The sequence below is a fragment of the Bradyrhizobium sp. 141 genome (genome assembly GCF_023074055.1).
Classification (GTDB): Bacteria; Pseudomonadota; Alphaproteobacteria; order Rhizobiales; family Xanthobacteraceae; genus Bradyrhizobium.
This window is the reverse complement of record NZ_JADPKR010000085.1, coordinates 46,281-58,054: the sequence shown is the minus strand read 5'-3', so window position 1 is coordinate 58,054 and position 11,774 is coordinate 46,281. Positions and strand designations below refer to the sequence as shown.

Genomic DNA, 11,774 nt, shown 5'->3' with positions numbered 1-11,774 from the left:
AAGCAAAGGCCCGAACAACGGTTCGGGCCTTCGATAAAATCACAAGAAGTCGACAATCGCGACCGACGATTTACTCGTCTTCCTCGGGCTGCTCCTCGGGCGGCGCGAGGCCTTCAAGACCCTTCAGGAGCTCCTCTTCGGTCATGCGCTCGACGGCGACTTCAGTATCGTCCGCATCGACGCTTGCACCTGCGGAACCGATCAGCGGCACCGTATCCGGCTCGGGCTCGTCGACCTCGACGAACTTCTGGAGCGAGTGCACCAGCTCCTCGCGGAGGTCCTCAGGCGAAATGGTCGTCTCGGCAATTTCGCGCAAAGACACAACAGGGTTCTTGTCGTTATCGCGGTCAACCGTTAGTTGTGAACCGGACGAAATCATGCGGGCACGGTGGGCGGCCAGCAGGACCAAGTCAAACCGGTTGTCGACCTTGTCGATACAATCTTCTACGGTGACGCGAGCCATAGACTGTCGCTCCGTTGTGGGTGGGACGAAATATGTGGATGATTGGGGCTAGTTATAGGGGCCGGGACGGTTTCGCAAGGCCAATTTGTGATTTGGCCTCGCCAAACGGCTCTGCTACCCCCACATTGGGGCTGGGATGGGTGGTTTCCCGGGCTGCCATCGAGGGCGGCGCCGGGGATATGAAAGTCCGCCATAACTATACCTTGATTGCCCCGACTTCTCCGGATTTGCGGTTTCGACGGGTTTCGGCAGCACTCTGAAGTGCGTGGCTTGCCGCCGCGCGCCAACAATAAACGATCAATCACGACACACTACGCGAGCAAACTGAATGTCCCCTTCCTCTACCGACAAGATCGCGCTCTTCATCGACGGAGCCAATCTCTACGCGACAGCGAAAACTCTGGGCTTCGACATCGACTACAAGCGCCTGCTGAAGGAGTTTCAGAGCCGCGGAACGCTGCTTCGGGCGTTCTACTACACCGCGATCATCGAGGATCAGGAATACTCCTCGATCCGCCCGTTGATCGACTGGCTGGACTACAACGGCTACACCGTCGTCACCAAGGCGACCAAGGAGTTCATCGACGCCTCCGGCCGCCGCAAGGTCAAGGGCAACATGGACATCGAGCTCGCCGTGGACGCCATGGAGCTCGCCGAGCACATCGACCAGATGGTGCTGTTCTCCGGTGACGGCGACTTCCGCTCCCTTGTCGAGGCCGTGCAGCGCCGCGGCGTGCGGGTCACCGTGATCTCCACCATCGCCAGCCAGCCGCCGATGATCGCCGACGAGCTGCGCCGCCAGGCCGACGTTTTCACCGACCTCGTCGAGCTGCAATCCAAGCTCGGCCGCGATCCGTCCGAACGCCCCGCCCCGCGTGACCGCGGTGAGCGTGGCGAACGTCACCACGCCCCCCAATTCCTCCAGCGCGCAACCACGATGGCGCCGAGGGGCGATGACGACTTCGAGGAGTGAGGCGGCTCGGTCAACAAGCCGCCAGCCCTCCACCGTCGTTCCCGACCGCGATTGTCCGCTCTGTCCGCGTCTGGTCGCCTTTCGCGAGGCGAACCGGGCGCGCGAGCCGTTCTGGCACAATGCGCCGGTAGCGCCCTTCGGCCACATCAAGGCGCGCCTTTTGATCGTCGGCCTCGCGCCGGGGATGCAGGGCGCCAACCGCACGGGACGGCCGTTCACCGGCGACTATGCCGGCGACCTGCTCTACGCCACGCTGCTCGAATACGGGTTTGCCAAGGGCGCCTATCAGGCGCGTCCCGATGACGGCCTGAAGTTGATCGACTGCCGGATCGCCAACGCAGTGCATTGCGTTCCGCCGCAGAACAAGCCGTTGCCGGTCGAGATCAACACCTGCCGGCAGTTTCTGGTCGCGAATCTCGAGACGATGCCGAAGCTGCGCGCGATCATCGCGCTCGGGCGAATTGCGCACGACAGCGTGCTCAAGCCGCTGAAGCTGAAGGCCTCTCAGGCCCCCTTCGGCCATGGCGCTGTGCATCAGGCCGGCGCGTTCAAGCTCTACGACAGCTATCACTGCTCGCGCTACAACACGAACACGGGTGTGCTGACGGCGGACATGTTCCGGTCGGTGTTCGCGAAGGTGAAGGCGGATCTCGATTAATCGGCCTTTGCTGGATTGGCCTTCAGCCAGTCCAGGACGTCGCCGGCGTTCCGGTCAGGCGGAAACACGGGATAGAGCACGTGCGTGATCCTGGCATCGTCGATAACAAGCGCGAGGCGCTTGATCAGCGTCAGGCCCGCGACCTCCATCGTCGGCAGCTTCAGCGCGCGCGTCAGCGCCAACTTCTCGTCCGACAGCACCGGGAACGGCAGATGCAGCCGTGAGGCCATCTCGGTCTGGTATTCGTTGCTTTGTGTCGAGAGGCCGAATACGTGGGTGGCACCGGCGGCCTTCAGCTCGGCGAACAGATCGCGAAACGCACAAGTCTGCGGCGTGCAACCGCGCGCACCCGGGATCATGTCCCAATCGTCGACCAGCGCGATCTTGCCGGGCTCGCCTGTGCGCGGATAAGCGAAAACCACGGTGCGGCCGCGCAGCGCCGACAGCGTGACTGACCTGTCGTCGGTTGCGAGCAGGCCGATCGGCGGCAACGTCATGCCCTTGAGATGCGCGGCGCCGCCATCATCCTCGGGCGCTGGAATCCGGGTCCAATCGACCTCGAGCAGGTTCCGCTGAGTCATCCCGTCAGCCCCTCGCCCGCATCAGGCGTCCCTTCTCCCGACTCCAATCGCGCTTCTTCTCGGTCTCGCGCTTGTCGTGCAGCTTTTTGCCCTTTGCCACCGCCAGCTGTAATTTGGCCCGCCCACGCTCGTTGAAATAGAGCTTGAGCGGGATCAGCGTCATGCCCTCGCGGTCCACCGCGCCCATCAGCTTGTTGATCTGCCGACGATGCAGCAGCAGCTTTCGCGGCCGCTTGGGCTCGTGATTGAAACGGTTGCCCTGGAGATATTCGGGAATGGTGGCGTTGATCAGCCAGATCTCGCCGTTCTTGGAATCGGCGTAGGATTCCGCAATCGTGCTCTTGCCGTTGCGGATCGACTTGACCTCGGTGCCGGTCAGCGCAATGCCCGCCTCGATCGTGTCCTCGATCGCATAGTTGAAGCGGGCCTTGCGATTTTCCGCCATGACCTTGATTGGACGTTCGTTTTTATCGGCCATGACAGGCAAACCTGATCGATGCGCGGGTAAGCTAACAGTTCGGATGAAGCACGCGCGTCACTTCTTGAGGAGATCGCGGATTTCAGTCAGCAGCTCGACCTCGGCCGACGGCTTCGGCGGAGCGGCGGGCGAGGCCTCCTCCTTGCGCTTCAAGGTGTTGATGGCGCGGATCACCAGGAACAACACGAAGGCGACAATCATGAAGTTGAGCGTCAGCGTGAGGAAGCTGCCCCAAGCAAGTACGGCGCCTTGCTTTTTCGCATCGGCTAAGTTGGTGGCGGTGACCGCCTTCGACAAGGGGGTGAAGTAGTTCGAGAAGTCTAGCCCGCCAGTGACGGCGCCGATGATCGGCATGATGACGTCGCCGACCAGCGAATTGACGATGGCGCCGAAAGCCGCGCCGATGATGACGCCGACCGCGAGATCGACGACATTTCCCTTCATGGCGAACTCGCGGAACTCCGTGAGCATCCGCCTACCCCTTTGGTCGATCTCGCCCATGAAAGGTCCCCCGGAAAGGCTAACGCCTCAGTTCAGCAGGCCCGCATGAACCATGGCGGCGCGCACAGCCACACGCGTCGGCTCGGAGACCGGCACCATCGGCAGCCGCAGGGTCTCGTCCAGCTTGCCGAGCAGCGACATCGCATACTTGATCGGCGCCGGATTGCTCTCGATGAACAGGTTGTTGTGCAGCGGCATCAGCTTGTCGTGGATCGCGAGCGCCGCCTTGGTGTCGCCCTTCTGCCAGGCGGTGTGGAACTCCGAGCACAGGCGCGGCGCGACGTTCGAGGTCACCGAGATGCAGCCGTGGCCGCCATGGGCCATGTAGCCGAGGATGGTGGCATCCTCGCCGGAGAGCTGGTTGAACTCCTCGCCCATCGCCGCGCGCTGCTGCGACACGCGCACCATGCTGGCGGTGGCGTCCTTGACACCGGCGATGTTCTTCAGCTCCCACAGCCGCTTCATGGTGTCGACCGACATGTCGATCACCGAGCGCGGCGGGATGTTGTAGATGATGATCGGAATCCCGATCGCGTCGTTGATCGCCTTGAAGTGCTGGTACATGCCTTCCTGGGTCGGCTTGTTGTAGTAAGGCGTCACGACCAGCACGGCGTCCGCGCCCGCCTTCTCGGCGTGCTGCGAGAGCTCGATCGCCTCCTTGGTCGAGTTGGAGCCGGCCCCCGCGACGACAGGCACGCGGCCCTTGGCTTCGGCGATGCACCATTCGACCACCTTCTTGTGCTCGTCATGGCTGAGGGTCGGGCTCTCGCCGGTGGTGCCAACCGGGACCAGACCGTTGGTGCCCTCTGAAATCTGCCAGTTGACCAGCGAGCGGAACGCCGCCTCGTCCAGCGAGCCGTTCTTGAACGGCGTGACCAAGGCGGTGAACGACCCCCGGAATTTCGTCTTGGCTGCCATGGACTTCCTCCGTACGCGCCTATCTCTCGAGCAAGCGCCATTCATATCGGGTCTATCCCGCCGGTAAAAGGCCCGCTTCCGTGTGACGCACCGTTTAGGCCGCGATTTTGCCGCGGTGGTGGTGCAAATCGGCCCGAGGTAAGCGGCTGTTGGTATTTTGTCCGCATATTCAATCAAATACAGCTAGATCTCGAGCCACTTGACTGATTCGGGGCGACAAAACCCGTGACCTCATTCCCTCGCGCCGCTTGGCGAACCACCGGTCTGGCCGTGTGCCTGATGGCAGGGCTCTCGTTCGGCTGCGCCGCCCTGGCCAAGTCCAATGAGACGACGGCGGAGACCGCCAAGGATACCGCCAAGGATACGGCCAAGGACGCTGCGAAGAACACCGCAAAGCCAGCCGCCAAGGATGCAGCGAAGGGCTCGTCCAAGGAAACCAACAAGGGAACCAGCACTTCGAAGGACGCAGCCAAGGGCGCCAGCAAGGGCGCGGCTAGCGCCCCGAGCAAGGACGCAGCGAAGAAACCGGCCAAGGACGCTAGCAAGGATACTGGCAAGGACGCGGGCAAGAGCGCCGGGAAAGAACCCGCGAAGGACAAGCCCAAGCCTCCCGCAGCAGCACCTGCGCCGAAGACACATACGACCGCCAACGGTTCGCCTCCGAAAGCGGCCCCCGCGCCGGCCGTGACCGCCACCGTCAGACCTTCCGCTCCTGCTCCGAAACCCGCCGCGGCCCCTGTGCTGGCTCCGGCGACCCGCCAGCATGCCGCGCCGCGCAAGCCGGTCGTCCCGGCCGCGGTCGCTGCGACGTCGTCGACGTCCCAGGGCGACAAGGAGACCCTGGAGAGCGTCATCGAGCTCGTGCGCAAGCGCAAGGCGGGAGACGCCACCAATGCGAGCGCCAGCATCTCGGATCCGGTCGCGCGAAAGCTCGCGGAATGGATCATCCTGCGCAGCGAGGACAATGGCGCGACCGTGGAGCGCTATCGCGCCTTCCTCTCTGCCAATCCGAGCTGGCCGTCGCAGACCTTTCTGCGCCGACGCCTCGAAGCTGCGATGTGGGACGACAGGCGCGACGATTCCGTCGCGTGGTCGTGGTTCGAGAACGAATCTCCGATCTCGGCCAAGGGCCGCTTCACGCTCGCCAAGGCGATGCTGGCGCGGGGCGACCGCGCCAACGCCGAGCGGCTGGTGCGCGAGGCCTGGCGCAGCGATCCGATGTCGGAGGACACCGAGAACAACGCGCTCGACCAGTTCGGCGCCCTGCTGACGGCGGGCGACCAGAAGGCGCGGATGGACACTCTGCTCTACGGCAGCGAGAACGAGGCCGCGCTACGCGCCGCAAAGCGTCTCGGCGCCGGCTATGTCGCACTCGCCAGGGCGCGCATCGCCGCCGTCAAGAAGGCACCAAACGCACGCGCGCTGCTCGACGCGGTACCGCGTGAGCTGCACAACGATCCCGGCTTCACCTTCAGCAAGATCCAGCTCCTGCGCCGCGAGGAGAAATTCGCCGAGGCCGCCCAGCTGATGCTGTCAGCGCCCAAGGATCCGGGCCGCCTCCACAATCTCGACGAATGGTGGATCGAGCGGCGTCTGCTGGCGCGCAAGATGATCGACACCGAGGAATTCCGCAGTGCCTATCTGATCGCGCGCGATGCCGCGCTGCCCTCGCGCGACATCTACAAGACCGAGCAGGAGTTCACCGCCGGGTGGATCGCGCTCCGCTTCCTCAACGACCCCGCCGCCGCCGCGCAGCATTTCGCCCGCATCGGGGTCGGCAGCGTCAATCCGACCGCGCTGGCCCGTGCCGGCTATTGGCAGGGCCGCGCCGCGGAGGCGATGGGCCGCCAGCAGGAGGCGCGCAACGCCTACGCTAGAGCCGCCGAGCAATCGACCAGCTATTACGGCCAGCTCGCACGCGCAAAGCTCGGCCTGCCGCAGATCGAGCTCAACAGTCAGCCGCGCGGGCGCGGCGCCGAACGGCTGGAGATCGTGCGCGCCGCGCATTTGCTCTACGAGCTCGACGAGCGCGAGATGGCGATACCTCTGCTCGCGGACATGGGCGAGAACGGCGATCCCGAGGCGCTTGCCGGCCTCGGCGAGCTCACCCAGCGCTACAATGATGCGCGCGGCATGCTGTTGCTCGGCAAGGCCGCGCTCAACCGCGGCCTGCCGTTCGACTTCTACGCCTATCCCGTCAACGGCATTCCGCAATTCACGCCGATCGGCCCCGAGGTCGAGCGCAGCATCGTCTACGCGATCGCCCGGCAGGAAAGCGCGTTCAACCCCTCGGTGGTCTCGCCGGCACAAGCCTACGGGCTGATGCAAGTGACGCCGGACGCCGCGCGCTATGTCTGCAAGCGGCACGGCGCGACTTACGATCTGGGCCGGCTGAAGAACGATTCGGTCTACAACGCCACGCTTGGCTCGGCCGAGCTCGGCGGACTGCTCGAGGATTACCGCGGCTCCTACATCATGACCTTTGCCGCCTACAATGCCGGCCGCGGCAGCGTGAAGAAGTGGATCGACCGCTACGGCGATCCGCGCGACCCCAAGGTCGACGCAGTCGACTGGGTCGAGCTGATTCCGTTCTCCGAGACGCGCAATTACGTGCAGCGGATCATGGAGAACCTTCAGGTCTACCGCGCCCGCTTCGGCGGCGGCTCGCGCTTGCAGATCGAGGCCGATTTGCGCCGCGGCGCCGCAAGCGTGGAATAGCGATCCTCTCTCTCGATTCGTTGCCGCGAGCATGGGCGGCGAGCGCTGTCCTGGCTGGACCTGAGCCGCCGAAGCATATCCAGCACTCGAAGTGCGGTCCTCAGGCGAGCCTTCCTCGACGCGCTCCTTGAGCGCTGCGACAGCTGCGGTCAGATCGGCAAGCTCGCCGTTGCCCCGCCTGCGCGAAGATGAAGGCGCCGGACGCTACCGCTGCAAAGGCAGGTCAGCGAGGCGTTTGCACGGCCACGCTGGCCAACGGCAGTTCTCCCTGCGCGCCTCGGTCGGGGGCAAGCGCGGAGATCCCCTTCCCCACGATAGCCTCCATCAGGTCGCAACGAAGACCGATCAATGGAGAACGACGGGCCAACCTGACCCATTGCGCAAAGCAAGCACCGCGGCAAAAGAAAAGCCCCGGCGGTTTCCCGCCAGGGCTCTCTGTCAGGTCGTTAGACCGAACTTACCAGTTGCGCTGAGCGCGGAGGAGCAGGGTGATGGTGTCCTGATCCTTCAGCTCGTACACGGCAGCCGGCTTGGCCGTCGTGCCGGCACCAGCGTAACCAACAGTACCGGAGTACTTCTGGTCGAGATGGGTCCAGTTGAGGTCAGCCGAGAACGTCAGGTTCTTGACCGGGGTCCAGCGGGTGATGATACCGACCTGGCCGATGGCGAAGTCAGGATTACAACCCGTCACACCGGCGAGACCGCCGAACACGCCGCCTGCACCGCCAGCGCCGCAAAGCGTGGTCTTGGCGAGCGAGCCGAACTGCGCCTGAGCGTAGGCACCGTAGAGCGCGGTGTTCCAGTAGGGATCCCAGTTGTGGGTGTAAGCACCACGGAAGCCCCAGGTCTTCACAGTCTCCTGCGAGGAGCCGGTCACGAACACGGTGTCCGGAGCGATGGCGAAGCCGACGCTCTGGTAGGCAACGCCGGAGCTGCCGAACATCGAGTAGCTGCCGCCCGACAGGTTCTGGAAGTTGTAGCGGGACGCGCCGTCGGTGTAGACGCCCGAAATGTTGATCACGTCACCCGCACCAGTCGGGATGTTCTTGATCGACAGAGCGAGCTGAACAGCCCAACCCCACTTGTCGTCGGGGTGGCCAGTCGGCTCGGTGGCGCCGTAGTAGGCAACGTGGTTGTCATGCGCAGCAACCGACGCCTGGAACAGACCCCAGGCCTGGTCGACACGGACCATACCGACGAGGTTCGGCGAACGCGAGCCGCCGATGGCGTTGGAGCCATACGAGCCGCCGATCATGCCGGTCGCAGTCGCGCCGGTCATGTTCAGGTTGCCGGCCTGGTAGTAGGCCGTCGCATCTTCAGCCGAGAACGACGCCGTCACGCCCTGACCGAAGTCAGCGGTGTAGGTGAACTGGTTGACACCAGTGACCGTGCCGCTGCCGCCGACGAGGCTGTCGAAGTTGTTGCCGGGATAGTTGGTCCAGGGCGCGTCGAACTGCGACACGGCCTTACCCATGGTGAAGCCGGCGAACTGGATGAAGGCGTAGTACACGCCGAGCGAACCGCCCGAGGTGTTGCCGTCGGTGCCGTTGATCGACGAACCAACGAGCGCCGGGGCGGCGCCGGAGGTGTTGAGCGCCAGCGTGCCGCTGTAGGCGGTGGTGCCGGTCGCGCTGCCGGTGCCGGCGTAGTTGCCGGTGGTCCAGGAGAACACGCCGTCGAAGAAGGTACGGACGACGCCGTACTCGGTCGCGGTGCGCGTGTCGATGTTGAGATCTTCACGAGCGCGCATGGTGTAGTAGTTCGTCAGACGGTTACGCGAACCGTTATTCGACGTCAGCTGACCACTGAAGCTCGAGTTGGTGTTCAGCGCGACTTCAGCGCGCAGATAACCACCCAGCTTGATGCAGGTGTCGGTGCCCGGGATGTAGTAGAACCCGGCTCCGTACAGCGAGCAGATCTTCACGTATTCGACCGCTTTGGCCTTCACGGGGAGATCGGCTGCCTGCGCTCCGCCCACGGCGATCAGACCCGCCGCTGAGCCGAGCAAAAGGCTCTTAACCAACTTCATGTTAAACCTCCAAGTTGCTCTTCAGGGAAGGTCACTGACCGGACGGCCAATTCCCCAACCCCCTCTAAATCACCGCTTTGGGCTCCTTCGCGTCTTCGGACACACCCGCATGAACGCGAGGGACTTAAGCGAATGACCTAAACGGGACGACCTCGGGATGCCCCCCTCCGTCGCTCAGTCACAATTACCGAACGTCTTTGCACACACAACAACAGAACGCTTCGAAACGGGCCCATGGAGCTTGTTTTCCGACGGGTGTTGCACAAATAACACGCAGATGTGATCAAACCGCCTTCGCAACGTATTGTTTTGATTGATGTTTTTGAGACGGTTCCGACTGCCATCAAAGTTCCTCACTTAAGGCACCGCAGGCGGGGACGTGGCCTGGAGGGGCTTCGACGCGCTCGAATCGTGGAATCAGAGGGAGACTCATGGAGAAGGAGAAGGCATCTACCTGCCCTGCCGATTCCCGGCCTGACACAGGCACGGCCTCAGGGCGCGCGGCGAACAGCCTGCAGTGAACACTCTTTATAGAGGGCGGGACTATGCCGGCCGGCCGGCGGAGACGGGCGATTCGAACTTTCGACAGGCCATCTCCCGCGCCCGGATTGGATCTCCTAGTAAAGTCAAGCTGTTACACGGAGCAAGGACGTCCTCATACGCGGAACCATGCTTCGACATGTGCCTGACGCTCCCCCTCTGCGCCCATTCTCGCAACGTTACGTCACACCCCGGGAGCCAAGCCGTCCTGTTTCGAAAATCGTTGGGAATATTCGAGCGAAAACACACGCTTCCAAATTGACCGGCCCAAGCAATTAGATGCATAAGGCTCGCACCGGAGAGGTGGCCGAGTGGCTGAAGGCAACGCTTTGCTAAAGCGTCATACGGTCTCAAGCTGTATCGAGGGTTCGAATCCCTCCCTCTCCGCCACCCAGCGGCAGAATCAATCAAGGTCTGTGCGTTTCACCTGAAAGCGATCGTGAGGCCGGCGCGAAAGCCTGGCGCTGGGATCGGGGCGGTGCGCTCAGCTCGATTCGCACCATCCTTAATATATGTGCGCCCGCGTCGAGCGGTGGAACCGCCAGATCCGCCAGTGCGAGGGCGAAATCAGCACCGCTTCGTCGGCCCAGGTGCTGAACCATACGCCGGACCTGCGCCGGCACGGAAACGACCAGGCCAGAATCCCCGTCTTGTGCCGACGTCCGAGTTCCAGGTCGCACTCATCGGGAGCGATCTGAATCGGCAGCCATCGTCCATTCGTGTCGGGGTCGCTCATGCCGCTCGGGTCTTATGTGGCGGCACGACGAGGAAACTTGATTCAGCGACAACCGGGCCCACCCGTGCGAACACGGGTGTGGATGCGTTTCCGAGGTTCAGTGGGCGGAAACCCACGCCCTCGCCTCACGCTGCGCAGCCGAGATCTCGACCTCCGACATCTGCCCGGCAACTTCCTGGCGCAGCGTCACGGCGTCCTTGCGGCCCTTCAGGGCGGCGAGGTTGAACCATTTATGTGCGGCGATGAGATCGACGAGGCCGGCGCGGCCGCTCGCCCAATAAATCCCGCGCTCGAACAGCACGTCCGACAGCGCGCTCGCGTCGATCGGCGTTGCCGTCTCCATATCGAAAGTACCCTGAAACATCACGCATCCCCTTTTTTCTTGTGCCGCCTCGTTCCCCGAGCGCGGCTCCCGTCCAACTCTGATTTCGCATGATCCTTCCCGGAAAACCGGAAAACCACTTTTCCGGGATCATGCGCTGTTCAACTCTCCCCATGCCGTTTGCCGGCTTGTTGGAGGCGATGATGGCGGGCAAATTTGAATGGCAGTTTAAGTATCGCGATGAAGCAGACGTAAACGCGAGCGCGCGACGCGAGCGCGAAGAATTCGAGAAGCCCTTGTCTGACGGGCACTTCCGCGATTCTTCAGATTCGGTTTACCCTGCGATTTTGGGAGAACGATAACCATCGCGCGCGGTGGGATGCGCCCTATAGCATTTTGCGCACCGCTCTTCGTCGTCACTACGCAGGCGGGGGACCCAGTCTTTCAGAAGCAGCAGCCATCCACCGAGAAGCCGCGGCGTACTGGATCGCCCGGTCGCAGCCGGGCGATGACACCGCGAATGGCGATGCAGCGTGCGAAATCGCAATCAAGCCGCCGCCCTCGCCTGCCCAAGGACAGAGCAAGACGTCAGCGCGGCCACGTCGCGGTCAGATCAGCAATGTCGGGAAAAGGGATGCCGGCAATACCCCGGCCTCAGGAGAACGAGGGCGTCGGCGAACACGTCAGGATCAGATTTCACGTTGGCCCGAAGGCCGCCTGTGAAATTGCGGAGCCCCTTACGGAGAACCGCACCGAACGAAGAAAACTGGTTTCTTCTGCCGGACCGTCAAAGAGAACGATCCGACCGTTGACCTGATGTCTCGCCGACACCCTCTATCGTCGACCAGAACCTTTAG

General features: G+C 63.2%; 11 protein-coding genes and 1 tRNA gene. 5 read left to right on the top strand and 7 right to left on the bottom strand.

Going from position 1 to position 11,774, the window contains the following annotated elements:
* Window positions 1-70: 70 nt before the first annotated feature.
* Entirely contained in the window at window positions 71-463 is a 393-nt protein-coding gene (gene rpoZ / locus IVA81_RS26275; protein ID WP_007603391.1) for a DNA-directed RNA polymerase subunit omega, read from the bottom strand.
* A 328-nt stretch (window positions 464-791) separates the two neighbouring features.
* On the opposite strand from rpoZ, the gene IVA81_RS26270 reads away from it, so the two are divergent.
* A complete protein-coding gene (locus IVA81_RS26270; RefSeq protein WP_063194883.1) occupies window positions 792-1,436 on the top strand; it encodes an NYN domain-containing protein in 645 nt (214 codons plus the stop codon).
* A complete protein-coding gene (locus tag IVA81_RS26265; RefSeq protein ID WP_247323331.1) occupies window positions 1,417-2,094 on the top strand; it encodes a uracil-DNA glycosylase in 678 nt (225 codons plus the stop codon). The genes IVA81_RS26270 and IVA81_RS26265 overlap by 20 nt, the downstream gene beginning before the upstream one ends.
* Here IVA81_RS26265 and IVA81_RS26260 read toward each other — a convergent pair.
* Genes IVA81_RS26260 through dapA form a run of 4 tightly spaced genes read right to left on the bottom strand, consistent with a single transcriptional unit; the run spans window position 2,091 to window position 4,572 of the window.
* Complete coding sequence (locus IVA81_RS26260) at window positions 2,091-2,675, bottom strand: peroxiredoxin (protein WP_247323329.1); 585 nt, start codon at window positions 2,673-2,675, stop codon at window positions 2,091-2,093. The two genes, IVA81_RS26265 and IVA81_RS26260, sit on opposite strands and share 4 nt — an antisense overlap.
* 4 nt (window positions 2,676-2,679) lie before the next feature.
* Complete coding sequence (gene smpB / locus IVA81_RS26255; RefSeq protein ID WP_061847806.1) at window positions 2,680-3,153, bottom strand: SsrA-binding protein SmpB; 474 nt, start codon at window positions 3,151-3,153, stop codon at window positions 2,680-2,682.
* A gap of 57 nt (window positions 3,154-3,210) precedes the next feature.
* Window positions 3,211-3,624: a large conductance mechanosensitive channel protein MscL gene (gene mscL / locus IVA81_RS26250; RefSeq protein WP_247323320.1), complete on the bottom strand. Its 414-nt coding sequence runs from the start codon at window positions 3,622-3,624 to the stop codon at window positions 3,211-3,213.
* 57 nt (window positions 3,625-3,681) lie between these two features.
* On the bottom strand, window positions 3,682-4,572 hold the full coding sequence (dapA, locus tag IVA81_RS26245) for a 4-hydroxy-tetrahydrodipicolinate synthase (protein WP_247323319.1): 891 nt from the start codon (window positions 4,570-4,572) through the stop codon (window positions 3,682-3,684).
* A gap of 279 nt (window positions 4,573-4,851) precedes the next feature.
* On the opposite strand from dapA, the gene IVA81_RS26240 reads away from it, so the two are divergent.
* Window positions 4,852-7,290, top strand: a complete 2,439-nt coding sequence (locus IVA81_RS26240) for a lytic transglycosylase domain-containing protein (RefSeq protein ID WP_247323460.1) — start codon at window positions 4,852-4,854, stop codon at window positions 7,288-7,290.
* 457 nt (window positions 7,291-7,747) lie between these two features.
* On the opposite strand, the gene IVA81_RS26235 is transcribed toward IVA81_RS26240, so the two are convergent.
* Complete coding sequence (locus IVA81_RS26235) at window positions 7,748-9,319, bottom strand: porin (protein WP_247323317.1); 1,572 nt, start codon at window positions 9,317-9,319, stop codon at window positions 7,748-7,750.
* A gap of 837 nt (window positions 9,320-10,156) precedes the next feature.
* On the opposite strand from IVA81_RS26235, the gene IVA81_RS26230 reads away from it, so the two are divergent.
* Window positions 10,157-10,249, top strand: a tRNA-Ser gene (locus tag IVA81_RS26230).
* A 443-nt stretch (window positions 10,250-10,692) separates the two neighbouring features.
* Here IVA81_RS26230 and IVA81_RS26225 read toward each other — a convergent pair.
* On the bottom strand, window positions 10,693-10,959 hold the full coding sequence (locus IVA81_RS26225; protein WP_247323315.1) for a hypothetical protein: 267 nt from the start codon (window positions 10,957-10,959) through the stop codon (window positions 10,693-10,695).
* A 68-nt stretch (window positions 10,960-11,027) separates the two neighbouring features.
* Here IVA81_RS26225 and IVA81_RS26220 point away from each other — a divergent pair, with 68 nt between their 5' ends.
* A complete protein-coding gene (locus tag IVA81_RS26220; RefSeq protein ID WP_247323313.1) occupies window positions 11,028-11,279 on the top strand; it encodes a hypothetical protein in 252 nt (83 codons plus the stop codon).
* Window positions 11,280-11,774 lie beyond the last annotated feature (495 nt).